The following is a 22,966-nucleotide window of genomic DNA, read 5'->3' as shown; positions in this document are numbered from 1 at the left end:
TTAATATTACGCAGCCGCCCCCTGGCAGCCCCCTGCCGGAGGGGCTGCAGGTGTGAGTTGTTTATGCGTTTTTGCCGCAGCAGTGTTTATATTTTTTGCCGCTCCCGCAGGGGCAGGGATCGTTCCGACCGACCTTGGGGGCAGCGCGGACTATGGTGGTGGGAACAATTTCTCCCTTGTCGTAGAGCCAGGCGCCATCAATTTTCTTAAAATAGGCCCGTTCATGGTGAACGTCCTTAAGGCCATCCAGAGCATAGGATGCTTCGAATTCGACAACCCCTTCGGTGTCAGAGGGGCCGCCCTTTTCGGTGCCAATAATTTTTAGCCCCAGCCATTGGGATTTCTCGCTCCAGCTGCGGGTCTGTTCCATATCAATATCGTCCCGGCCTTCGGGAACGCAGGTATCCACAATATAGTTGATGGCATGTTCTGCATAGGCGGTGTAGCGGCTCCTCATGAGAGCTTCCGCCGTAGGGGCCTTTTTCTTCCCCGTAATATATGCTTCGCAGCAATCGCTGTAGGCTTTTCCTGAACCGCAGGGGCAGGTTTTCATACTTATTTCCTCCTCACAATAGACTTTTGCATAACCGCTGTGGTACAAGTACAGTATACAGAACTTACTTTCTCCGCAAGGTGTATCATGCAGGCACGAAGTAGAGCGCTCTTGGCCATTATTGGGGCTGTCCTTTTTTGGGGCCTTTCTTTTATTTCCATAAAAATATCCGTAGCGGTGCTGCCTCCTATGACGCTCGGGGCCTTCCGTTTTTTGCTGGGCACCATAGTGCTTTTTTTTATAAAAAAGCGCCTTGCGCCGGAGGACCGACTAAAGCGCGAGGATGTCCCCGCCCTTGCGGGAGCAGGCCTTATCGGGGTAACGGCCTACTTTTACTTTGAAAACAATGGTGTTGCCCGGGTAAGCGCCTCCGAAGCCTCCATCATTATTGCTGCAATACCGGTTCTTGCCATGGTCATGGAACGCTTCCTGCCGCCCCGGCAGCCCCTGCGCATTCGCCGCTGGGCTGGAGCAGCCCTCTCTGTATTCGGGGTTTATCTTGTAGTGCTGCCTTCCCTCCCTGCGACAGGTTTCTCTGGTTCTGTTTCGGATCCGGTGGGTTACCTTTTTATGCTTGGCGCCGCTTTAAGCTGGGTAGGTTATGCCCTCCTTACCCAGGGCCTTTCGGCAAAACGGTCCCGTATCTATATCGTCTATTGGCAATCGGTGTTTGGCTTTCTTGGCTTTATTCCCTTTGCGTTCTTCGAACAGCCCCTCTGGGAGAGCCTCTCCTGGACTGTGCTCGCCCATGTAGCGTATTTAGGTGTTTTTTGCTCAGCCCTGGGCTATTGGTTTTATGTGTATGCCCTCCAGCACCTCGGTGTCGGTACCTCCTCGGTGTTCATCAACCTTATTCCGGTGGTGACTGTTATAGCAGGCTTTTTCGCCCTCAATGAACGGCTTGCAGCCCTCCAGTGGTGGGGCGCCCTGGCCGTCATTTTAGGTGTTTATTTGGCGACCCTGCAGGGGCTACCATTCAAACGAAAGGGCAAAACCTAGCTGGAAATCGTTGCTTGCATCCTGGTCCTTTAGGTTAGAAAGCTTTATGGCAGCCCAGAAGAAGGGCGAATAACGGAGTGGTGCTAACGTAATAGGTGTGGCCGATACGACGGTTCCCAGTTTCACGATGATAGAATGGTAACCGTACAGTCTATTGGCAAGGGCTTCGCCAGCGTCTTCCAGATTGCTTTTTTCAGTAGCCTCATAGATTACCCCGCGGTAAGCCAGGGTGCCGAAAAGGCGGTTTACATAGAGGTGGGATATATTGGATTGAGTTTCTATCGCAAAGAGTTTTAACTCCGCTTCTCCGCCTGCCAGCCAGGGGAGGTTTGCAGGCGCCTGAGAAGCATATTCGGAAGCCGCTACATCCGCAAAGGGGGCATTGCCATAGGAAACGCTTTTTCCGTCCAGGCTCATCCCCCGTTCGTCCCAGGCTCCATAGATTGTCCCCCGCAGGGCAAACCAGGACGAAAGGGGTTCCTTGCTCGCCTTAAGTGTTGCGTCGAGACGGTTTGAGTTTCCTTTCCACACCGAGCGGGCAAACAGGTCAAGTCCGGCGCCGTTCCCGAAAAGCTGCCAGGGTTTCCGGTAAAAATTGGAAAGCCCCAGACTGAGGCCGTAGGCCCACAGGGGCTTCTCATAAGTCCACAGGTAAGCGCTGCTTCCATCCCCGGGATCAAAGGCGGCAAGCAGCATGGAGAGCGATGGCATGAGATGGAGATTAAAGTTTTTATCCCCCAAATTAAAGACGAGGGGGCTAGAAAACTGCACCCTGCTTGCCCGGTAAGCAGTATAACCAGATAGGGACTCTATGGCTTCCATCTGGTCAGAAACGGAACTAAAGACCGGAAACCCAAGGTTCAGTGAAGTCCAGGAAATATCAAAATAGCCGAGCTTTCCGACCAGATCTCCCCCAGCGTTAATGAGCACCGTATTGGTGTCGGTAGGATCCATGAGGTAGGTGATAATGCCCATGCCGTCGATGCGGATACTGTTATCCACATTATTGATAAGAGGCACAGGGAGCCAGAATTTGAGGGGGTTCAGGTAGCGGATAGGATTGTAGGCTGTTTCTTTCGGCTTATTCTGGGCGGCGGAGGGTAGTACCGCTGTTCCCATCTGCTCTGCTCCTTCTTGTATATCAAAGGGTTCAAGCCGGTAGGCCGAATAGATTCCGCTCGCCCCCTCGAGTTCGTTAAAGGGATAGCGGACTAACTGGTCCCAGGTGCTTTCTGCAGCGCGGTACACAAGACTGTCTGTCGTTTGAACCGGCAACAGCACGCCGCCAGAACGCTTGCTTTCAGAAAAATAGAGGGCCCTCTCAGGATTAGGATTATCCAGGTCTAGTTTTCCCCATCTGTAAAAGCTATGATCGTCGTTGTAGGAAAAGAAAAGGCTAGTCCCCCGGGCTGACAGGTTGCGTACAAAACGCCACCGTTCAGCGTCGTCGGGGAGGCCGGTCTTTACGATGGAAAAAGTACTATCTTCTACATTAAAGATGCCGAGCCGCCGCTCTCCTTTGACGCTTAAAATGATGGCAATCCGCCGGTCGTCTATGGGGACTGGTTTGGAAAAAAGAACAAGATCGTTTCCCTGGGCAAGAACATGCCGGCGACCTGGGCCGTCCACATACACCAGGTCCGTATAATGGAGCCGGGATCCAATACCGACTATGCCATCCCGGAAATAGCTTGCCTTGTAAATGCCAGTCCATTCCCGGCCGGTCGCTTTTCCCGCGGTGGTGTACTCCCCTACCACCGCACTGGCCAGGTCGCCGGCGTACCGGTAATAGGAAATAAGCAGCCTGTTCTGCGCCTGATTAATAGAAAGATCGTAGGCAGAGGATGGTACCGTACGGATCCGCTGCTTTTTTGCCTGATTCGTCTCTTTTCTTAAGTCCACGGCAAAGAGCACATGCTCTTTTGTGTCTATGCCGTACACCACCGAATCTGCGGCTGCTAGGCCAGCTATCTGGAGATCCCGGATAAGTATGTCCCTCTCCTTAAGCGGTTCCGGGGCTGTGGTGGCATAGGAGGCGAGAAACTGCTGCCAGGCATCTTTGAGCGGTACACCGTAGGTGTCTTTAAAAAGACGATAAAAGCCGTGGTTGTAATAAAACAGGGATAGGGGAATACCTGATCCCATGGCTTGCCATAATTGGCTATAGCGATCCATGCCGTATATTTTTTGGAGCCAGGAAGAGAAAAGTCCCCCATATTCATAGTAGCTCCGTCGTAGGGGCGGATAGTCATAAACGCCGCTCGCCTGGAAAGGCGTGAGAGCCCGGTTTTCAGTCACCGCCTGCCGTATAGTCTGTTCCACCAAAGGATCAGAGGCCCGGCCTGAGCCGTCGAGGCTTTCAAAACTAACGGTGACCCCCTCGACCATAAAAAGCGGGGCCGTCAAAAAGGTCGGATTAACCCAGGACCCAAATAGCCTGTGTAAAAATGAGGCAATACCGCCGCGGCTGTTCAAAGAAACCGCATGGGTGAGTTCATGCAAAAAAAGAGAACGAAGCGGATCTTGGAATGCGGTCCATTCGATATCCATGGGGGTATCAAATAGTACGATATGCGGGTAGGGCAGGGGATTCATGTACCCATTAAACTGGTCCGTATCGGCTGTTATAGTTACGGGGATACGGCCGCTCAGCTGAATACCTAAGAGAGCCGTTACTTCTTTGTAGACTTCATCAGCAAAACTCGCGAGCCTTAAGGCCGTAGGGCGGGATTTTTCAGCGAAGATAATATCAAAATGATCCGTTTTAAGCACCGCAAGGGATGTAAAGGGCTTAAATGTCTGGGCATGCATAGGCCCCAGGGTCACCAAAAAGAAGAATAAAAGCCCGAGTCCTGCTCTGCCAAAACGGGTCAGTAAAATAGGTGTTTTCATATCGGTTGTTAGAAAATATCGCAAATAGTGCGGTTTATCAAGCTTGCATTGACGACCCTGAACTTCTAGCAATTTAGGACTTACATGGCGGTTGACCAGTTTAGTTTTGCAGGATATGGTACTTTTATGCACGAATACTTAATTGAAGGCGGAAAAACCCTTTCGGGAACCATTACCGCCAGCGGAAACAAAAACGCGGCCCTTCCCTGTATTGCCGCAGCCCTTCTGACTGATGAACCGGTGGTTCTTAAAAATATACCAGCTATCGAAGATGTTCAGGTCATGCTGGAGGTTTTCAAAGCCCTGGGCGGAACCGTCCAGGCAACCGGAAAAAATACTTACCGGCTCCATATGACGAATATCACAAGCGATGAAATCCCCATCGCCCTGGCTAAAAAAATCAGGGCTTCCATTCTGTTTGCAGGTCCCATGCTTGCCCGGAACGGCAGGGTGGTGCTTCCTCCTCCCGGCGGGGATGTAATCGGACGCCGCAGGCTCGATACCCACTTTCTTGCACTGACCGAACTAGGCGCCCAGGTTGAAGTTAACGGTATTTTTGTATTTTCCGCTCCCCGCCTAAAGGGTGCCGATATTTTCCTCGATGAAGCTTCGGTAACGGCCACTGAAAATGCCATAATGGCAGCGGTCCTTGCTTCAGGCAGAACCATCCTGACAAATGCGGCCAGTGAACCCCATGTGCAGGATCTCTGCAAAATGCTGGTGTCCATGGGTGCCAAAATATCTGGCATAGGATCGAATGTGCTCGTAATTGATGGGGTGGATCGACTTAAGGGGACAGAGTTTGCCATCGGTGCGGATTTTATGGAGGTTGGATCTTTTATAGGTCTTGCTGCGGCTACCAAAAGCGAACTTACCATTACCAATACCCGTCCAGAAGATTTGCGGCCCGCAAAAATCGCCTTCGGAAAACTTGGTATCCAATGGGAAGTTGATGGAACCACCCTGCATGTGTCTAAAAATCAGTCTCTTAAGGTAAATACCGATCTTGGCGGTATGATTCCCAAGATTGATGATGCCCCCTGGCCAGGTTTTCCGCCGGACTTAACCAGTATTATTACCGTTGTGGCGACACAAGTGGAAGGAACTGTGCTTATCCATGAAAAAATGTTCGAATCCCGGATGTTCTTTGTGGATAAACTTATCGGTATGGGGGCCCGGATTGTCCTCTGTGATCCCCATCGTGCGGTAGTGACTGGGCCTTCGCCGCTCACCGGTTCTGAACTAACATCCCCGGATGTCCGGGCTGGAATGGCTATGGTGATTGCAGCCTTGGCCGCGGAAGGTAAAAGCCTGATCCGCAATGTATATCAGATCGAACGGGGTTACGAGAATCTGGTGGACCGGCTTTCCGTTTTGGGAGCCAACATCAGGCGTAGTGACGGATGCTAAGCACCCATTATGGCAGGATTCAGGAGCAATGATCCCGTTTTTGCTCCTGTTTTTCTGCCAGAGCCTGCCGGTAAGCCCGGCGAATCTGGATAAAACGTTCTTGTGCAGCGCGTCTACGCTCCTCAGAGAGGGCGGAAAGCCGGTCGGGATGGAATTGCAGCGCCAGTTTGCGGAAGGCCTTTTTAATTTGTTGAACAGACGAATCGGGTTTTAACCCCAGAATACCCCAGGGCGAATGGTGACCCGCCGGTTCTATACCCGGGCACAAGATCTGTGCAATAGAATTGAGCTTATCAAAATCGTTATTGTCATAAAGATTTACCAATTCTCGAAGAACAGCAAGCATCTTTTCCGGTGCAATGTAGTTTTTCGTCCTGGCTTTGAGACTTTCTGCAAGCAGATCCACATTGATGTTTTTTTTATTTTCCTTTGCAAGCCGGCATACCTGTTCGAGGGCGGCTCCATCCTGCAGCGGACAATGAAACAACTGCAATGCACTCTGAACAATATGATCTATGGCAAAGTCCATTTCCTGTGCTTGGTCGGGAATAACGGAAATGAAAGCAAGACCGCAAAATGCGGTAATGCCAGCTTTGCTTTCTCCAGTAAAATGGGGATCGGCTTCTACTAAATATGTTCTAATTGCACGTTCTTTTATATATTGATGGACGAGCGGTTCGAGCAAAATCCCCAGCAATAATCCAATCGTACCGGTAAAGAACCCGCCAAAAAGACCCGTAATTCCTCCCAAAATCGCAAGGCGGTGATTTTTTATCCAGAAAGACAGGCGATCAAAAATCTCTTGGTATTTCATCAGCTCCGTTGTCCCGCAAGGAAGAGGACCGCAATAAATAGTAGTATTGATATGTTGATTATACAGATCGTAATGGCGAGGGGCATGGTCAAGCTGAGAATCAATGCAGTGTTTACAATGGTTCCAATTATTCTGCTTCCTTCTAAAAGAATTACTGAGACCAGAGGAAGGATAATAAACATGGGAAAGGCGATAAGCCCTGGCTTTTTATTGGGCCGTAAGCGCCAACCCATAGTCAAAGTCACTATTCCTAATATCAGACATAAAAAGGGATCAGTTATACGATTAATGAGTTCTCTCTGGAAGATTTGGGGTGTAAAACCATATTGGGCAAGCCGTTGCTGGACCTTGAAAAGTTCTGCAACAGAAAGATTTTTGCTGTTTGTCTGAGCATGACTTGCAAGAAGAAAATCTTCGTATGAAATATCAAGCATGACGTAAGTATCTCTGATTCCTGAAGTTCCTGACCAAACAGGGTTCCAGCTTCTGTTCTGCTTGTTCCTATCAATTGCTTTCAGGAGTAGCAAGGTTTTAGAGTTACTGTTTTGTTCACGCTGCTCTGTAAATGATTTGAATTTAGCATATGCAGACTGAACAGAACGGGAAAGGCTTCCATTGTTCTGAAAAATCTGAAGCTGAACTTTGGTCCCATAGCTTACATCAGAGAACATGGTAAGAGAATCGATAGTAAGAATAGCCAGTCCCTGTTGTTTCCCCTTTTCATCTTTTATAGGGATAGAAAACACTCCAAAAGAAAGATTTTCTCCCACCGCTGTGGTCGCCTCATCTTGGAAGAATGCTACATTTTTTGTTCCCGCAAGGGCATTGTCGAAGTATTTTTTTACATCCGGATCTGAGGGGGCAATGCGTAAAAGGGAGTTAAAAATATAATAAGCCCGGATCCAGTCTCCGCTTAGAATAGCATTATACCCTTCAAGTTTTTCTTTATAGATTCGGTATTCCTGTTCCTGTTTTAGCGTTGGTTTTATTTCTGCGATAGCATTCCATGCTTTTGTTGCAAGCAGGGTTGCTTCTGTTTCCTCAGGAGTCCCCGGTTTGGTCATTTTTTTAGCCAAGGTGGCATACCAGTGGGCATCAAAATAATTGTTCCGTGCTAAATTGGTCTCTGCCAGATTAAGAGCTTCCCTCACTGTTACTGGACCCTTCTGTCCTGAAAGCAGTGGGATTATTCCTTCTGATGTTTCGATATAGCCCTTTTCAATTTCCGGATGTTCAATTTTGAACATTTTGGCCTTTTCTTTGTCCTCTGCAATAGCCAACGTGTCTCGTAATGCTTGGGTTTCTTCGCTTTGCTGCCAAATACGTTCGCAAATAGCAAGATGTAATGCCGCTTCTTTCCAATCTTCCCGGGCGATTTCTGCTGCTGCCTTATCCCGGGCTTCTTTAAAAAGCCGTGCCTGGCTTTGCATTTGATATTTACCATCATAGAGCAAAGGTTGTATGAGCAGCAGCAGTATTCCATATGCTGCACTGGCCCCAATTATAATCACCAGCGGTTTAGCCATACTGCTAAAAAAATGGGGGGAAAACCGGCTGTGTTCCTGTTCTTTGACAATAGTAAATACAAAACTAGAGGCAATTGCAGAAAAGAGCAGAATCGGAAAAAGGTTAATAAAGTCGATAAAGCTTTTTGTGAGCGGCCAGCTCAGCCAATAAATGGGCAGCGGCAATGGTTCCGGCGGAAGCAAAAAGTAACGGCCTATTAATAACACCACAGCAGCAAGAGAATAAACTGCCAGGACAGGTATGATTTTAATCTCCTGTTCATGAGCCATTGGATTTCTTCCTATCCTTGCTTAAGTATAATAAAAATGCAAAAAGATGAATAAAGGTACCCACTATAAAAAGGGGTAACAATGCAATGAAAGGCAGCATTATTGATGGAACCACGGGTGTAATAAATGCCCCAATGATATTCATAACAGGTTCTGAAAAAAGAAAATTCTGTATCCAGAGGGAAAAGCGCAAGAGTAGCAGTCCAAAAAGCAAGTTTGCCAATGGCCATTCACTGAGATTAATGAGCGGTCCCAGGGATGTTAAGAAATACAAAAGTAATGCTACTGCAACGGTAAAAGATAATAAGCCTGCTTCCCAAAACTGTGCTAAGTGTTTACCCAGGTCTGTACTGTCCTGAATAAGGTCGTTGATAAGGCTGTTTTGCTGTGGAAGGAGACTTGTAAGCCTTACAGAGCTTCCCTTGTTTTGAATGAGAACCTGTTTTGTGTTTCCTTCGAACAATATAGTTCCCGGCTGAATTGCAAGATTGCTTGTAATAGGAACATGAGTTCCAAGCAGCGGCAAACTTCTTTCATAAAGAAAGGTCACTGCAATACTAAAACCGGTAATAATAATAAATAAAAGCGGTATTGATATAAATACTGGTATTTTTCTTCTATAAGCATAATTAACGCCAACAATAGCTGTGCTGTAAAGCGTGATAATCTGAATCATCCAAAATACGTTTTTTATTAATTGTCCCACATTGATAGTACTAGGCGGTACATTGCAGGCGTTAAATATATAATCAAAGAGAAAACTAAGACCGAGACAAACGGCAAAGATCCCTATAAAAAATGCGAAGATTAAAATGATAAGCCGGGGAGTACTTTTCACAATACCATAGCCTACCATGCAATATGAGCATATGCAAGGCAAAAATTATTCAGAATTTATACCCAATTTTTCCCAGGCTATTAACAGGTTATCCACAATTTAAATTTTACTAAACTCGTTAAAGTTTCGCAATCATTAAAGATTTTTGACATTTATAAGAAGATAGAAATCTTTAATTATAAATTTTTATTTCATTGTAATATTATGATTTAGTACAAATAATTAAAGATTTAGCTACAACCAATTAAGTCCTTTGTCTACATAAATAGACAATAGAATTGTCTACTCTTGTATAAGCCACAAATTATCCACAAGCTTTCCACATTATTTTATGACTAAAGTGCTTTACAATTGGTACCCAAAACCATATAGTGTCTTGATTTGAAAGGATTTATTTTTATCTGAAACCCTCTCTAATTTGCGGCGGAGCCTGCAAACGGCCATATCAGCTATCCGAGATGTCTTTTGGCGTCCAGGCCAAAGCTGTCCCTGCAAAACAGAACGACTGATCTGATGCTTTTCTGAAACAGCTAACATCCGCAATATCAATGCTTCTGTGTCATTCAGCTCAATAGTCCCCGCAGGGCCTTTTAAAATTTTGTCATGTAAAGAAATGTTGTATTCCGGAAACTGGATTTCCCGCTGCATGAACAATTGACGGGAGACCCGGACGGTGAATTCTCGGTAGTCAAAAGGATAACTGATAAAATCACGGGCCCCAAGGAAGAACGCCGTTTCTATTTCGGATAGGTTCCCGTATGAGATAAAGGGGTGATTATTTAATTGATAATACCCCTTGGAGACTATCAAACTGTTAGGGACAAGTACGAGTGTGGATTGAGCTGCCTTTTCCGGCACCTCATGGGCTAAAATAACAGAAAAGGGAAATTGTGCTGCCCGGAACCAACTCTGAACTGCAGGATCGGCTCCGATTACATACAGATTTCCCTGATCAAACATAGGTTCCTGAACTATTAGTTTGATGAATTTTCAGGCAGGGCCTTCATTTTTTCTTTAAGTTCAAGGAGCATTAAATCAGCAGAAGCATCGGATTTTTCAAGAGCCGCAAAGCGTTTTTCCAGGTTGGTGTCCTTTGAAAAATCCTCCAGTTCCTTTGCCGCATCGGCTTCGGCTTCCAATTGGTCTACCTTCTGGGCCATCCGGTCAAAGGCTTCAAAGGCACTCTTGTTGCCCGTAACGTTGGAAATAGTGTTCTGTATTTTTTGCTGTGCCTCTGCCCGTTTTGCCCTGGCAATAAGCAGGTTTTTCTTGCGCTGGGCCTCTTCGATCTTGTTCTGGAGTTCCCGAAGGCTCTCTTTCAGTTTTTCTACCGAAGCTTTCTGGGCTTCCCACTGCTTTTTATATTCTACATAATTGTTTTCATACTCCTGTTTTCGCAGGAGCGCTTCTTTTGCAAGATCATCCTGGCCGGCCCGGACTGCAAGCATGGCCTTGCGTTCCCATTCTTGAGCTTGGGCCTGCTGATTCATGGTTTCCCGTTCCAGCTTTTTTTCATCCGCAATAGCCATCGCAACGGCTTTCTTGGATTCTATCAGCTGCTCATTCATATCGATGATCAGCTGGTTCAGCATTTTTTCGGGATTTTCTGCTTTATTAATCATATCATTCACGTTGGATGATATGAGGGTTTTCAGTCTGGAAAAAATTCCCATACGGAAGGACCTCCTACTTTGTTTTGGGAAGATATTCAGAAAGAATTGAATAGTGCTCCGTTAAAGCCAGGCTCATTGCTTCCAAGGATGCTCTGAATTCTTCAAAATCCATAGTCTCATATTCAAGGGTGTCAATCAAGATGATATCATTATTCTCAAGTGCATAAGCCCCGTGCACTACATCGCTGGCGTTGAGTTCCAGCAGTTTAGTGAACAATTCTAATTTGTTTTTTTCTGGAGTATGCATAACGAGAACCCGGATGATAACAAGGGGATGGGCATACACCACAACAACACCGTTCAGGCTGTGCTGCTCGTCTTCGATTATCCACATGTTATCGCCCAAATCACGGTAGGTGAGCATTAAATCGATGAGATATCGTTCAATTTTTGTTTCCGCCATGCAAAACTCCTTTTCGGATTATGGCTAGAAGAGGCTTATCCCAGGAAAACCTGTCCCGCATTATCGATGGCCAGGATCGTTTTGCATTCCGAACAGCGGAAACGGCCCGGCTTTACTGCCTTGAGCTTTTTTGAACAGATAGGACAGGAAAAAATCTTGGGGAATACCGAGGTTTTTTCCGTAGTGGAGCCGGAACGGAAAAAGTCGATAGATTCTTCAAGATTGTCCTTGATATTAAAGAACTGTGAAAAGCCTAAAAGCTGGAAAACCTCATATACTTTGGGCTGAATTTCCAAAAGTACCAGATCTCCGCCCCTGGGTTTAACCGACTTAAGGAAGGCCGTAAAAGAACCGATGCCGGTAGACGACACATAGTTGAGTCCGCCGCACTGGAAAATAAGCCGTATAAATCCGGCTTCTATTGCTTTTGCTACCCGTTTCTGAAAGTAGTTAGAGTTATATGTATCAATATATCCGGTGAGATACAGTACCAGACAACCGTCAACCTCATTTACTTTCTGTAGTTTAATTTTGAGGCTTTCGTCTTTCTCATCATCAAACCCAGGTACGATATCGTTATTAGTCATGACGCTCCTTCCGTCCTGAGGCCATGGGGCCCAAGATTTAAAACCGCTGTTGCACTACAGAATTATCGTCTCTATAGTATCGGCTGACAAGAGACCAATATACACTATATTATTCGTCTCTCTCTAATTTGTCAAACAGGTGCCACCGGTTTCCCCTAAAATGATAGGTTGTTTTTTGCTATATTACAAGACCGTTATCAACGGGAATAAGCGCTCCATTAAGATGCGGCTGTTTCAGAATCTCGACGGCCATGTTGGCAATAGTTTCGCTCGCTATGAGTGTGCCACCGGGCGCTTTTTCTCGGGCGTAGCGGCGGTCCTGTTCTGTTAGATACTCGGTATCAATCATGCCGGGGCAAATGACATTACAGGTTACATTAACCGCGCCGCCGATTCGTGCCACCGATTTTGCTAAGACACCGAGGCCTGTCTTGGCCGCAGCGTAGGCTGTGGTTGTTAAAAACCCGCGGATACTCTCCGTGTTGGTGCCTCCGAATAGGAGAATACGGCCCCATTGCTGACTGAGCATCTGATCCAAATAGGCGGAAACCAAAGCTCCGGGGAATGCTAAATTCATTTTTGTCATATAATCCCAGTCATTTGCTTCCAGCTGTGTGAGGGGTTTCCGAAGAAAGGGGCCAAAGGAAATAACGAGAATATCCGTCTTTGGTACCTGTTCAAGCAGCTCCGTAACAGATTCTGGCCCCTTAAGTGGTTTAAGCAGTGCCCTGTGGCATTGGTCCGCTGTCGTGATGCCTGCTGCCCCTTGGATGTTTTGAATGTCTTGAAGTGTTTGATCCAGCCGTTCCTGAGAAGACCCGCCATGCACAATGATATGGGCCCCCTCTCGGGCTAAAGCAAGGCTGATCGCTTTGCCAATACCGCCTGATCCGCCGATAACCAATGCGGTACGTCTACTGAATATTGAATCCATATATGCTATAGTACTCCAACTATGCAGCTTTTGGATATTGTGGTTGTCCTTTCCCGGCCGGCTGAATCGGGAAATGTAGGAGCCGTATGCCGGGCTATGAAAAATATGGGGCTTTCGCATCTTCGTATTGTTTCTCCCGAAGCCCCTTTGGTCGATGAACAGATCCGGGCCCGTGCGGTCCATGCAACAGATGTTTGGGATGGGGCTGAACTGTATTCAACCCTTAAAGACGCCATTGCCGATTGCGCCTTCGTGATTGGTACCACTGGCCGCAGGGGGAAAAAGCGCAAACATGTTTCAATGACTCCAGAAGAAGTGGCGGAGTTTTGTTATACCCATCCGGGGCCAGCGGCCATCGTGTTCGGTAACGAACGGACAGGTCTCGACTCTGATGAAATCGCCATCTGTAATCTGGCTTCCCATATTCCGGTCGATGAAGCCTTCCCTTCGCTCAATCTATCTCATGCGGTTCAGGTGTACACCTATGTGATCCATCGCTATTTCACAAGCTGTGAATTAAAGGATACACAAGGAACATGGAAGCCGGTTTCTCAAAATGAAATTGAGTCTCTTGTGAAAACGGTTACCGATTCACTTGCTTCTATAGGTTTTTATAAACAGGCAGGAAGAGATCTGCAGGAACGGTTTTTTCGGGATCTTTTTGCCCGTTCTGGTATTACCAAAGAGGAACAGGAGTATTTAGCAGGAATTTTCAGAAAAATCGGCAAGCTTGCAAATTGATATCTGATTATACCCTTGTCAAAGCAGACAAGCCGCTACATACTTATTGATATGAAACGTTTTTTCATTGGTCTTGCTTGTTTATTACTGGTTTTTGGCGCTGCCCAAGCACAAACTGCGAAATCTTCTGCGGTAAAGCGAATTTATTCAGTCGATTTCAGTATTACCATTCGTGATCTGTTTCTGGCTGCAAAGACCCAAGATGATAGCTCCATACCTGTAGATAAGGCAATCCTCCTGGATGGCGATATTGGCACGATTACTGTGCATCAAGATACGGATAAGAATTTTATCGCCGAAGTTGAACTTTTAAATGGAACCTGGGTCGGAGAAGATCAGGTTGATTTATATCGAACCTATGTTATATTCGAGGGGCTTCAATTCCGCTCTTGGTTTTCTCCCCAGTCTCAGACGAAGCTTAAGCCCGGACAGACTGTACTGATCCTTGGTTCCTATGAAGGTATAGGCCAAGATTATGATGAGAAGACCCTTGTGCCTATCGTAAAAGCACTGGATATACGGCATATTTATTAAAGTAGTTAGAATCGAATATGCTCAGCCTGTATTGGACCTGTTCCCGCAAGCATGCTGGCCCGTTCAATAGTCATTTTTAATTGCCGTACATTGCCGGGCCAAAAATAGCTGGAGAGTTTTGCGAGTGCATTATCAGCAATTTCCGTGCCGTATGGTTTTAAAAAGTGTTTTGCCAGAGCGGGAATATCTTCTTTGCGGTCTCTGAGGGGTGGGATGTATATGGTAATACCTTCCAGTCGGTATTTCAGGTCGGAACGGAAACATTTAAGCTCAATCAGTTCGTCAAGATTTTTATTAGTAGCGGTAATCAGCCGAAAGGATATTTCGCGGAGCGCCTGTCCCCCAAGGCGTCTTACATACCCATCTTCGATTATTCTCAAGAGTGCCACTTGAAGCGCAGGGCTTGCTTCTCCTATTTCATCAAGAAAAAGACTGCCCCCATTAGCCAATTCAAAACAACCCTTATGGGGCCGTGCATCGGTAAAGGCCCCTTCCTCGCAGCCAAAGAGTTCGCTTTCTATCAATGTTGAGGGTATAGCCCCGATATTGCGGACCACAAAGGGGCCCTGGCTGCGGCTGGACTGGCGGTGTATCTCTCTGGCAACCAGATCCTTGCCGGTGCCGCTTTCTCCCAGAATGAGTATGGGCAGCTCTGAATGGGAAAATGTAGCTATTTCAGTTTTAAGTGTTTGGAGAGCCGCTGATTCTCCGATAAGCGTAAAATCTATGTTGTCCTGGGAAATGGATGACAGGATTATCTTTTTTAAGCGATGCCGTAACATGGAAGCCGTATACGGCTTGGATAGAAAATCCTTCGCTCCAAGCCCTAAGGCTCGAACGACATAGATGGGATCCGCATGGCCTGAAAGCATGAGAACTGGCGGTGGGTTTGCGATTTTACCGATTTCGGACAAAAGCTCAAACCCATTTCGTTTAGGCATCTGCAAATCCAGAATGACCGCGTCGGGTTGATATTTAGTAATTATTGGTATTGCATGAAGGGGCTTATTGCAGGTGATTACATGGTATGTATCGATGAGTTGCAGCGTGAGTGCCTGAAGCTGCTCATCCGCATCATCGATACATAGCACGGAATACATAGTTACCCCCTGCGGAACAGTTTGTAATATAATAACAGAATCTTGTAATATAGATAGGGGAAAATTCTAAAAATGCGCAGCGGGTTTTGTATGGTATAACCAATCCATTCAAGCCCCCGTTCAAAGGTTTTCTTGCCCGGGCGTTTTTTCCGTTCTGCAAAAACATCAAAAAGATCACTGCACCAAATTTGTATGCCCGGTCCGAAATTTCCCTTGTTGCGGGCGAGCCATCGCTCATCTCCAGAAACCCCTTTAGCCACAAGAAGCAGTGAAGGGCCAGCCTTCCTGATTGCGGTTAAAATGGTGTTTTCTTCGGTTCGCTTAAAGTCCCCGGTACAGCGCCCTACTATCCGCAGCCGCGGAAAGGTATGCCGCAAATTGCGCTCTGCCTGTTTAAGGCTTTTAAGCCGAGAACCCAAAAGGTACACCGATTTACCCCGTTCTTCTAAGGCTGTGAGGGTTTTTATGAAAAACTCAAAGGGCATAATCCGATGCACCGTTTTTCCTGTTAAGAAACGGATGCCGCCGACGATGCTTTTTGATATGGGGATAACCAATGCAGCGTTTTGCACATAGGTTCGGTATTCATTGTTTTTTCTCGCCCTGAGCAAATCCCAAAGAGAAAGGAGTACAATATGATTGCTTCCGCCCTGTTCCAGCAGGGCATATAAAATGTCCGGAAGTTGTTCAATGGACACGTTGCTGATTTTAACTTTTAGGCAATTTATCTGTTCGACAGATTCCATGATGCTTTCTCCAGTAGCAAAACTTGGACTGCGGCTATGGCATATATGGCGGCCGTTTCGGTCCGTAGCACATTTGCGCCAAGCAACAGGGGCTTAAAATTGTGGGCCATAAATTCAGCTGCTTCTTCTTGGGAAAAGCCGCCCTCTGGCCCCACAACGATAAGGACCGTTTCGGCATTTCCCTCAAGATATCCATGCAGGGTACCCTTTGCAAGTGGGTCCTGATGGAGTAAGAGAGCCCTGCTCTCGCTATATGTCTGGCAAACCTGTTCCCAGTAGCTTATTAGTCCCGCTACATCTGTAATAGGTTCGATGCGGGTTGCCACATCGGATCCGCTTTGCTGCCGTGCCTCTTTAATAATCCTGTTCCATCGTTCGATTTTTTGCAGCCCCTGTGTTTTATCCACTTTCGGGACTGAGTACCGGGATACGAAGGGGACGATTGCGGCAACTCCTGCTTCTGTGGCTTGCCTTACAATGAGATCCATTTTCTGGCCCTTGGGCAAAGCCTGGCAAAGAATTATGGACGATACGGATGGTACCTGTTCTCTGCGTTCCCGGTCTGCAACAATGCTGGCAGGTATGCCCTTCGATGCTGTTGATTCATCACTATGAACCGATCCCAACGTACGGGCAGTAAGGCTTGTTTTTCCGATTTCAACAATCTTAAAGAGAGATTCGGTGCCATCGGGAAGCAATCCACGAAACTGGTCACCCCGATCAAGCCTTAGTACCCGTACCAAATAGCGAAAATCCCTGCCCCCCAGCACTATACTTCCCGTATGGTCTGGGGGCTCAGCAAGAAGAAGCCGCCGCATTAAGGTTTCTTTGTTGTATCGGTGGTCTCTTGGGTTCCGGCATTGTCCTGGACAGCATCCTGGAGCTGCTTGAGGGTTTTTGTAGATTTCATCAATTCTGCAAAATTTTCCTGCCGCAGAACCTGAACCGCTGCTTGAAGTTGAATATCGTATTCAAGGTCATACACCGGTGCGATGGACGTCCGGTTCCGTTCATCCCGGATAAGCCGTTTAAGGAGCGTAATATCCAAATTGTAGGCGGCTGATAGTTCCTTTGCAAAGGCTTCGATCCGTGCGGGGATTGCGGAAGGTTCAGCCTTCACAAAGGCAGGAATCTTGTTGTCGTTGATGAGCCGGTTTAGGGCAGCCGCTTCCTTTTCTGTCAGTTCGGGGAGCTTAATCTCCCGATCTGGGGGAATGCCCTTTTTATCAATATTGACATCGCTGGGTGTGTAATACCGGGCCATGGTCAGCTTAAAGCCTGATCCATCAATCGGATATACCTGCTGGACCGAACCTTTTCCGAAGGATCGCTCACCGATAAGGTATGCCCTGCCGCGGTCCTTAAGTGCTCCTGCTACTATTTCCGAAGCCGAAGCGGAACCCCGGTTGATAAGCACCACCACCGGAATAGTGGCCGGTACTAAGGGGTTTTTACGGGCCGTAAAGACAGAGTTTTCTCCGGGGAGCCGGGATTTGGTGGAGACCACAACTCCTCCATCGAGGAAGAGGTCCGATACGCCGATAGCTGACTGCAAGAGCCCGCCATAATTGTTGCGGAGATCCACGATAACTGCCTTGTAGTTGTTTTTTCTAAAGTCATTTATGGCTTGCTGGACCCGCTCTGTAGTCATGGGGGTAAAGGTGATAATCCGTACATACCCAATATCGGAGCCGATCATGGCATGTTTAACCGTTGGAACTTCTATAATGGCCCGTGTCAGTTTAACGGAAAACTCCATTTTATCCCCGCGCCGGATAAGGATGGTGACTTCTGTACCGGGGACACCCCGTAGTTTAGAAAGAACCTGATCCATGGTGAGTTTTTCAGTATTCTCTCCGTTAATTTCTATTATGAGGTCGCCGGGCTGTATGCCGGCCCTCCATCCTGGAGTGTCTTCTATAGGTGCCGCTACCTCCACATAGGGCGGAAGCCCATCGGGCCGGGGACCGCTTGGTTTAGAGATATACAAACCTACTCCCCCAAAGGAGCCCTGAGTTGTATCGTTCAGGTCTGACATGTCCGCTTCGGTCAGAAAGGTGGAATAGGGGTCTTTGAGAGATTCGAACATGCCCTTCATGGCCCCTTCGTAAAGGGTTTTGGGATCCACCTCATCTACATAATGCCGGAGAATGAAATCAAAAACGTTTTGAATAATTGCAGGATAATTCTGTTCTGCCGCAGGTTTGTTCTGGGCTTGTATATCGCTGACTGCAACAAACAGAAACAATAGACCGGATAAAAAGACGGAGCTTATCCAAATAAGCGAATTGGAGCGTTTCCGCTGGGGCGGTAAAGTTTGTGGTTCGTTCATAGGTATATTCTAGAGATGAACATGGCTTTGTCAACCAAGGGCCTGGAAATGATTGTAATTATACCTATATAACCCCTTGACCGGCGGGATTGTAACCCGTAGAGTTTTATCATGAAAATACATCGCCCCCTTGGTTTGAGCGTCCTTGTGTATGAAGTTGCCCGTATGGTCATCTTGCTTGTATTGTCCGTATCGCTAGAGCCCTCAGGTTTTGTTGGGCCTGCCTTGATAGGATATTTGCTGGCTCCGCAGATTCTTTTTGCGCTCATTGCGCTTTTTGTTTGGATTGATGAAACGAGATATCGGGACTATGTTTCTTTATACGTGGCTGGAAAAACGCTGCTCGTCTGGGCGGGTCTTTTATGGCTGTTTACTTCTTTTAAAACGATAGTAAAAGCCCTTATGATGTATACTGGAACTGCCGGTGAACCCTTTATGATTGCAATCCTCGTCTTGATACCCTTTGAGATTGCAACCATAATACGTATGGTATTGTATATGAAGAGGCCGGCGGAGGATCACTGATGCGTATTCTTCCCATTGCCAGCGGAAAGGGCGGTGTTGGTAAATCTCTGATTTCTGCTAACCTGGCCATTGCATTTGCCCAGGCAGGAAAGAAGGTTGTCCTGGCGGATTTAGATCTGGGAGCTTCGAACCTGCATCTTCTGATTGGGTACCGGGCTCCTAAAACCGGAATTGGAACTTTTTTAAGTGATCTCCGATCCGATTTTTCCCGGGTTGTGGTTGATACGGATATTCCAAACCTGCGTTTTATTCCAGGAGACGCAGAAATACCCGGCAGCGCTAACTTAAAACCTGCCCAGGTGAGTGCTTTAGCCCGCCGGCTTTTAAGCCTCGATTGCGACATCCTCGTGCTCGATCTCGGGGCGGGGACTCATCAATCTATTTTGGATTTCTTTTTGCTGTCCGGCCAGGGAATTGTGGTAACCACTCCCACGGTAACCGCAACGTTGAATGCCTATCTTTTTCTTAAAAACACCGTGTTTCGTCTCATGTATTCATCTTTTAAAAAGGGAAGCGGTGCCTATGCCTACCTGGAACAGCTCCGAAAGGACGGATCAAGCCTGCAGCAGCTCTATATTCCTAAATTAATGGAAGCTATCCGGGATATAGACAATGAATCGTATACCAAATTCAAGGAACGGATGAAGCTTTTCCATCCTCGGTTAATTATGAATATGATCGAGGACCCCAAGAGTGCTGAAGTGGCCCAGAAAATCAGACGGTCCTGTGCGGAATATTTGGATCTGGAGATTGAACATCTAGGTGTTATTTACCGGGATACACTGCAGGATACGGCTCTGGCAGCCCGGCTCCCTATCATTCTTTATAAAAACCAATCGATCCTGTCTCAGGCAATTTACCGGATTGCGGATAAAATTATGCAGTCCGAGGAAGACCGGGTACCCCTGGAGGGGAGGACCATAGAAGAGAGTTTTCAGGAAGCTGAGATGGAGGCTGAGGTTGATTTTGAAGCGAAGATGGAATACGTGGAGGATCTTTTACACTGCGGAGCCCTTTCCATGGCAGATCTCGTGGAAACCGTTAAAACCCAACAATTGGAAATTAACCAGCTCCGGAAGGAAAACCTGTTTCTAAAAAGCAAACTGGTTAGAGTTCTTTCATCCTTTCCGTCTGATCGCGACCGGCGTTAGGAAACTTTTGGAGATAATGGCCGATGGCTGGAACGGTTGTTAAAGGTGACATGCAGATTGTTGTCGACAGCCTTGAACTGGAAGTAAAACTTTCATTCAGCCCTGCCAAAGAAGGCCCCGAATGGTCCGGAGAAGGGATTTTAAAACTTTTAGGCGAAAAACGAATTACCCCCCTTCCGTCGCCGAAATTGATCGAGGAGATTTTACAGCGTTTTGCCAAAGCCAAGGGGCCTGTGGCAGAAACGGTTGTAAAGGGTGAAGCACCGGTCCCGCCGGTACCGGAACAGGTTACCTGGTCGGATTTGCCGGTACCACCGGAATTGGCCGCCCTCATCCCTGAGGTGGCTGCAAAGGCTGGAAATCCGGTGCTCTACCAAATCCGGGTAGAAAAGATTAAACGGGAAACGGAGGTAACTAAGCCTGGACCTTTGCCGTTTCTGCCGCCTAAAAAAGAGATTGTTGTTACCTATGACAAGAAAGAGGTTCAAGAACCAGTCTATGTTGATCCGACGGTGCTGGACTATGCCTATGCCCAACGGGGCCAGCGTGTTGGCTTGGTAGCCCCGCCCAAACCAGGCAAGCCAGGTAAAAGTGTCTATGGCAAACCGGTCCTCCCCGATACCTCAGCAGATGCCCAGTTTTTTCTGGGTGCGGGACTTGTTCGTGATAAAAACGAAATTAAGGCAGAGCGTACGGGCGTAGTGCGGATCGGGAGAAATTGGGCCGATATGCTTCCCCTGGCTTCCCATAGCTGGCGGGTGGAACGGGGTACAGATAATGTCACCTTCTTCTTATATTTTGAACCTGGGAACCCCCGGCTTCCCCTGCCACAGGCGATAGATATTATTTCTGCGGCAGTCTCTCAAGGCGCCCGTAAGGAAGATTTACTTGCAGAACCGGAACTGCTGCGGCTCATACAGGATGCGGTCCAGAAAGGAGAAGCACTCCTTGCCCATCCCTTATCCAGATTGATGGATGGAATGGCGGAAGTTGTAGTTTCAAAAGATACGCTCCTTGCAACCTTGAATCTCCGCAAATCCTTGTCTGGCGGGAATCCGCTCACCCTTAAAGCTATTTCTGATGCAATCCGGAACTCCCGTGTCCGGGGTTTTGATGTCGAAAAGGTCAAGGCCGATATCATGGCTTTTATTCAGGGCCAGGACATAGAGCTTAAAGATTACATTTTAGTCCAGGGGAAAGCACCAAGTAGAGGAAAAGATAAAGAAATAAAATTGACAATTTCATTGCTCCCGGAAGCAGAACGGAAAGAACAGATGGATCGTCTTGCTTTGGATCCGAAGATTGCTGCCAATTTTGTTTCAGAATTTGGTTTTCCCCTGGAAGAGTGTACCCATATAGCCCTGGTGCAAAAGGGAGCGCGTATTGGGTTAATTAGCCAATCTACTTCCGGAGCCACAGGAATGGATGTCTATGGCCGCGAGATTCCTGGCTTGCCCGGCAATGATCCTGATATTCGGGTCTGTCAAAACATATCCCTGCGGCCCCCCGATATAATTGCTGAAAAATCAGGTATCCTGTGTATAAAACATGTGCCGCCCCTGTTTCAGGCCTGTATCCTGGAATATCAGGATGCCCAAATAACCGTGAGTCTTTCTTCTGATGCTATGGAGGCTCGATTAAGCCTGGTCCGCGAATCTGGCTTGGGGAAACCCCTCACCGCAGAGGCGGTGAATCAGGCCCTTGCAGAGGCGGGGGTCGTCCGCGGTATCGATGGCAGTGCGGTCGCTGAGGCGCTGAAGATAGCCTTGGAAACCGGTTCCTGTTCATCGGTGCTGGTGGCCCGTGGCCAGGCTCCGGTTCCCGCAGGGGAACGCTCGATTACCTGGCTGGTAGAGCTTAAGGCTGGCCCAGAAGGCAACGGGGTGATCAAAAAGGCTGCGGTCAAAGAAGGGCAGCTTCTTGCCCGGGTAATAGATTCCGGCGCTGAAGGCCGAGCTGGTTTTGATGTTAAAGGGACGGTTTTGTCCCCCGAAAAAGGGACCAGTGTAAAGATTCAGCATGATGAAAGTATTCTTGAAAAGCCCATTGAAAATGGCTTTGAGTGGTATGCCAAGCGAACCGGAGACCTGGTATTCGATGGCTGGAGCGCTAAAATAACTTCCCTCTTTGCGGTAAAAACCGATGTGGGGCCTGCCACGGGAAATATCAATTTTGTGGGAGAAATTCGTATCGCAGGTTCGGTTAAGTCCGGTTTTGCCGTTTTTGGCGGCCAGGATGTTTTGATTGGCGGTACTGTTGAGGCTGCCCTTGTTTCATCTGGTGGCAAGGTTGTGGTAAGCCAGGGCATTATCGGTGGGGGCAAGGGGGTGGTCCGGGCCCGGAAAACCATAGAGGCGAGCTTTGTGGAACAGGCGACGCTGCTTGCGGTGGAGCATATCCGGATACAGAACGGCTGTCTTGGCAGCAACGTCAAGACCAATGGCCGCCTGATTCTGGTGAGCGAGCGGGGCAATTTTGTGGGAGGTCTCTGCCGGGCCCGGCAAGGGGTAGATGCGGCCAACCTCGGTTCCGAGCGGGCGATCCACACCGAAGTTTCCTTCGGGCAGGATTATCTAATCATGGACCAGATCGAAGTGGCTGAACGGGAAATAGAAAAAATTAAAAAGGCTTTACAAGACATTGAAATGCGGCTCAAGAAACTAGAAGCCTCTGGATCTGCCCTCGACGCTGCCCGGGCAGAAAAGGTCAGGCTTATGAAGCTGCTCGAAAAATACGGGCTCCATCTTTTTACGCTCCGGGAAAAATTTGAAGAACACCATGGATCGGAAATTCGTGTACGGGGCACTGTGTACCCAGGGGTGGTCATGGAAAGCCACGGACGGTATTATGAGGTAAAACAGAGACGAACCGGAGTGGTCTTTTACTTTAACCGCGACACGGGACGTATTCAGGAAAAAAATCTGTAAGCAGGAGTAAG

General features: G+C 47.7%; 21 protein-coding genes. 7 read left to right on the top strand and 14 right to left on the bottom strand.

The features are described 5' to 3' along the window. Positions 1-61: 61 nt before the first annotated feature. Positions 62-553: a YchJ family protein gene (locus Q7P68_RS05225; RefSeq protein ID WP_304223682.1), complete on the bottom strand. Its 492-nt coding sequence runs from the start codon at positions 551-553 to the stop codon at positions 62-64. Between the two features lie 87 nt (positions 554-640). Here Q7P68_RS05225 and Q7P68_RS05220 point away from each other — a divergent pair, with 87 nt between their 5' ends. Further along, positions 641-1,552, top strand: a complete 912-nt coding sequence (locus Q7P68_RS05220) for a DMT family transporter (protein WP_304223680.1) — start codon at positions 641-643, stop codon at positions 1,550-1,552. Here the strand turns inward: Q7P68_RS05220 and Q7P68_RS05215 are convergent. Continuing rightward, on the bottom strand, positions 1,523-4,444 hold the full coding sequence (locus tag Q7P68_RS05215) for a hypothetical protein (RefSeq protein ID WP_304223678.1): 2,922 nt from the start codon (positions 4,442-4,444) through the stop codon (positions 1,523-1,525). The genes Q7P68_RS05220 and Q7P68_RS05215 overlap by 30 nt on opposite strands. A 126-nt stretch (positions 4,445-4,570) precedes the next feature. On the opposite strand from Q7P68_RS05215, the gene murA reads away from it, so the two are divergent. Further along, a complete protein-coding gene (murA, locus tag Q7P68_RS05210) occupies positions 4,571-5,854 on the top strand; it encodes a UDP-N-acetylglucosamine 1-carboxyvinyltransferase (protein WP_304223675.1) in 1,284 nt (427 codons plus the stop codon). A 19-nt stretch (positions 5,855-5,873) separates the two neighbouring features. On the opposite strand, the gene Q7P68_RS05205 is transcribed toward murA, so the two are convergent. The 8 genes from Q7P68_RS05205 to Q7P68_RS05170 form a co-directional block, all read right to left on the bottom strand. Beyond that, positions 5,874-6,668 carry a J domain-containing protein gene (locus Q7P68_RS05205; protein WP_304223673.1) on the bottom strand — a complete coding sequence of 265 codons (795 nt, stop codon included), beginning with the start codon at positions 6,666-6,668 and terminating at the stop codon, positions 5,874-5,876. After that, positions 6,668-8,464: an LptF/LptG family permease gene (locus Q7P68_RS05200; RefSeq protein ID WP_304223671.1), complete on the bottom strand. Its 1,797-nt coding sequence runs from the start codon at positions 8,462-8,464 to the stop codon at positions 6,668-6,670. Before Q7P68_RS05200 ends, Q7P68_RS05205 begins: the two co-directional genes overlap by 1 nt. Next, positions 8,454-9,302: a hypothetical protein gene (locus Q7P68_RS05195; protein ID WP_304223668.1), complete on the bottom strand. Its 849-nt coding sequence runs from the start codon at positions 9,300-9,302 to the stop codon at positions 8,454-8,456. Before Q7P68_RS05195 ends, Q7P68_RS05200 begins: the two co-directional genes overlap by 11 nt. Positions 9,303-9,647: 345 nt before the next feature. Further along, positions 9,648-10,262, bottom strand: a complete 615-nt coding sequence (locus Q7P68_RS05190; RefSeq protein ID WP_304223666.1) for a winged helix-turn-helix domain-containing protein — start codon at positions 10,260-10,262, stop codon at positions 9,648-9,650. Positions 10,263-10,276: 14 nt separating this feature from the next. Beyond that, positions 10,277-10,975 (bottom strand): PspA/IM30 family protein, encoded by a 699-nt coding sequence (locus Q7P68_RS05185; RefSeq protein ID WP_304223665.1) that lies wholly within the window; start codon positions 10,973-10,975, stop codon positions 10,277-10,279. A gap of 13 nt (positions 10,976-10,988) precedes the next feature. Continuing rightward, a complete protein-coding gene (locus tag Q7P68_RS05180) occupies positions 10,989-11,378 on the bottom strand; it encodes a type III secretion system chaperone family protein (RefSeq protein ID WP_304223661.1) in 390 nt (129 codons plus the stop codon). A gap of 35 nt (positions 11,379-11,413) precedes the next feature. After that, positions 11,414-11,965, bottom strand: a complete 552-nt coding sequence (locus Q7P68_RS05175; protein WP_304223659.1) for an STAS domain-containing protein — start codon at positions 11,963-11,965, stop codon at positions 11,414-11,416. A 178-nt stretch (positions 11,966-12,143) separates the two neighbouring features. Beyond that, complete coding sequence (locus Q7P68_RS05170; RefSeq protein ID WP_304223656.1) at positions 12,144-12,899, bottom strand: SDR family NAD(P)-dependent oxidoreductase; 756 nt, start codon at positions 12,897-12,899, stop codon at positions 12,144-12,146. A 21-nt stretch (positions 12,900-12,920) separates the two neighbouring features. On the opposite strand from Q7P68_RS05170, the gene Q7P68_RS05165 reads away from it, so the two are divergent. After that, positions 12,921-13,640 (top strand): RNA methyltransferase, encoded by a 720-nt coding sequence (locus tag Q7P68_RS05165; protein ID WP_304223653.1) that lies wholly within the window; start codon positions 12,921-12,923, stop codon positions 13,638-13,640. Positions 13,641-13,691: 51 nt separating this feature from the next. After that, positions 13,692-14,174 (top strand): hypothetical protein, encoded by a 483-nt coding sequence (locus Q7P68_RS05160; RefSeq protein ID WP_304223650.1) that lies wholly within the window; start codon positions 13,692-13,694, stop codon positions 14,172-14,174. Between the two features lie 5 nt (positions 14,175-14,179). Here the strand turns inward: Q7P68_RS05160 and Q7P68_RS05155 are convergent, their stop codons facing one another. The 4 genes from Q7P68_RS05155 to Q7P68_RS05140 are packed head-to-tail and all read right to left on the bottom strand — an operon-like array spanning position 14,180 to position 18,352. Continuing rightward, a complete protein-coding gene (locus Q7P68_RS05155; RefSeq protein ID WP_304223647.1) occupies positions 14,180-15,274 on the bottom strand; it encodes a sigma-54-dependent transcriptional regulator in 1,095 nt (364 codons plus the stop codon). Positions 15,275-15,276: 2 nt separating this feature from the next. Beyond that, positions 15,277-16,020, bottom strand: a complete 744-nt coding sequence (locus Q7P68_RS05150) for a WecB/TagA/CpsF family glycosyltransferase (RefSeq protein ID WP_304223646.1) — start codon at positions 16,018-16,020, stop codon at positions 15,277-15,279. After that, positions 15,999-16,838: an RsmE family RNA methyltransferase gene (locus tag Q7P68_RS05145; RefSeq protein WP_304223644.1), complete on the bottom strand. Its 840-nt coding sequence runs from the start codon at positions 16,836-16,838 to the stop codon at positions 15,999-16,001. Before Q7P68_RS05145 ends, Q7P68_RS05150 begins: the two co-directional genes overlap by 22 nt. Continuing rightward, complete coding sequence (locus Q7P68_RS05140) at positions 16,838-18,352, bottom strand: S41 family peptidase (protein WP_304223642.1); 1,515 nt, start codon at positions 18,350-18,352, stop codon at positions 16,838-16,840. Before Q7P68_RS05140 ends, Q7P68_RS05145 begins: the two co-directional genes overlap by 1 nt. Positions 18,353-18,463: 111 nt before the next feature. Here Q7P68_RS05140 and Q7P68_RS05135 point away from each other — a divergent pair, with 111 nt between their 5' ends. The 3 genes from Q7P68_RS05135 to Q7P68_RS05125 are packed head-to-tail and all read left to right on the top strand — an operon-like array spanning position 18,464 to position 22,955. Then, positions 18,464-18,877, top strand: a complete 414-nt coding sequence (locus Q7P68_RS05135) for a hypothetical protein (RefSeq protein WP_304223641.1) — start codon at positions 18,464-18,466, stop codon at positions 18,875-18,877. After that, positions 18,877-20,028 (top strand): nucleotide-binding protein, encoded by a 1,152-nt coding sequence (locus tag Q7P68_RS05130; RefSeq protein WP_304223639.1) that lies wholly within the window; start codon positions 18,877-18,879, stop codon positions 20,026-20,028. Before Q7P68_RS05135 ends, Q7P68_RS05130 begins: the two co-directional genes overlap by 1 nt. 23 nt (positions 20,029-20,051) lie before the next feature. Next, positions 20,052-22,955 carry a FapA family protein gene (locus Q7P68_RS05125; protein ID WP_304223637.1) on the top strand — a complete coding sequence of 968 codons (2,904 nt, stop codon included), beginning with the start codon at positions 20,052-20,054 and terminating at the stop codon, positions 22,953-22,955. Positions 22,956-22,966: the final 11 nt, after the last annotated feature.

This window comes from Gracilinema caldarium (assembly GCF_029265695.1).
Lineage (GTDB): Bacteria > Spirochaetota > Spirochaetia > Treponematales > Breznakiellaceae > Gracilinema > Gracilinema caldarium_A.
The sequence above is the reverse complement of the archived record's forward strand: the minus strand, read 5'-3'. Positions and strand labels throughout refer to the sequence as shown.

Excerpts from the sequence above, each read along its gene's own strand:
- murA (WP_304223675.1), top strand. The coding sequence starts at position 4,571 with ATGCACGAATACTTAATTGAAGGCGGAAAAACCCTTTCGGGAACCATT.
- Q7P68_RS05190 (WP_304223666.1), bottom strand. The coding sequence starts at position 10,262 with ATGTTTGATCAGGGAAATCTGTATGTAATCGGAGCCGATCCTGCAGTT.
- Q7P68_RS05140 (WP_304223642.1), bottom strand. The coding sequence starts at position 18,352 with ATGAACGAACCACAAACTTTACCGCCCCAGCGGAAACGCTCCAATTCG.
- Q7P68_RS05135 (WP_304223641.1), top strand. The coding sequence starts at position 18,464 with ATGAAAATACATCGCCCCCTTGGTTTGAGCGTCCTTGTGTATGAAGTT.
- Q7P68_RS05155 (WP_304223647.1), bottom strand. The coding sequence starts at position 15,274 with ATGTATTCCGTGCTATGTATCGATGATGCGGATGAGCAGCTTCAGGCA.
- Q7P68_RS05225 (WP_304223682.1), bottom strand. The coding sequence starts at position 553 with ATGAAAACCTGCCCCTGCGGTTCAGGAAAAGCCTACAGCGATTGCTGC.
- Q7P68_RS05150 (WP_304223646.1), bottom strand. The coding sequence starts at position 16,020 with ATGGAATCTGTCGAACAGATAAATTGCCTAAAAGTTAAAATCAGCAAC.
- Q7P68_RS05185 (WP_304223665.1), bottom strand. The coding sequence starts at position 10,975 with ATGGGAATTTTTTCCAGACTGAAAACCCTCATATCATCCAACGTGAAT.
- Q7P68_RS05170 (WP_304223656.1), bottom strand. The coding sequence starts at position 12,899 with ATGGATTCAATATTCAGTAGACGTACCGCATTGGTTATCGGCGGATCA.
- Q7P68_RS05130 (WP_304223639.1), top strand. The coding sequence starts at position 18,877 with ATGCGTATTCTTCCCATTGCCAGCGGAAAGGGCGGTGTTGGTAAATCT.
- Q7P68_RS05165 (WP_304223653.1), top strand. The coding sequence starts at position 12,921 with ATGCAGCTTTTGGATATTGTGGTTGTCCTTTCCCGGCCGGCTGAATCG.
- Q7P68_RS05175 (WP_304223659.1), bottom strand. The coding sequence starts at position 11,965 with ATGACTAATAACGATATCGTACCTGGGTTTGATGATGAGAAAGACGAA.
- Q7P68_RS05205 (WP_304223673.1), bottom strand. The coding sequence starts at position 6,668 with ATGAAATACCAAGAGATTTTTGATCGCCTGTCTTTCTGGATAAAAAAT.
- Q7P68_RS05215 (WP_304223678.1), bottom strand. The coding sequence starts at position 4,444 with ATGAAAACACCTATTTTACTGACCCGTTTTGGCAGAGCAGGACTCGGG.
- Q7P68_RS05200 (WP_304223671.1), bottom strand. The coding sequence starts at position 8,464 with ATGGCTCATGAACAGGAGATTAAAATCATACCTGTCCTGGCAGTTTAT.
- Q7P68_RS05160 (WP_304223650.1), top strand. The coding sequence starts at position 13,692 with ATGAAACGTTTTTTCATTGGTCTTGCTTGTTTATTACTGGTTTTTGGC.
- Q7P68_RS05220 (WP_304223680.1), top strand. The coding sequence starts at position 641 with ATGCAGGCACGAAGTAGAGCGCTCTTGGCCATTATTGGGGCTGTCCTT.
- Q7P68_RS05180 (WP_304223661.1), bottom strand. The coding sequence starts at position 11,378 with ATGGCGGAAACAAAAATTGAACGATATCTCATCGATTTAATGCTCACC.
- Q7P68_RS05145 (WP_304223644.1), bottom strand. The coding sequence starts at position 16,838 with ATGCGGCGGCTTCTTCTTGCTGAGCCCCCAGACCATACGGGAAGTATA.
- Q7P68_RS05125 (WP_304223637.1), top strand. The coding sequence starts at position 20,052 with ATGGCTGGAACGGTTGTTAAAGGTGACATGCAGATTGTTGTCGACAGC.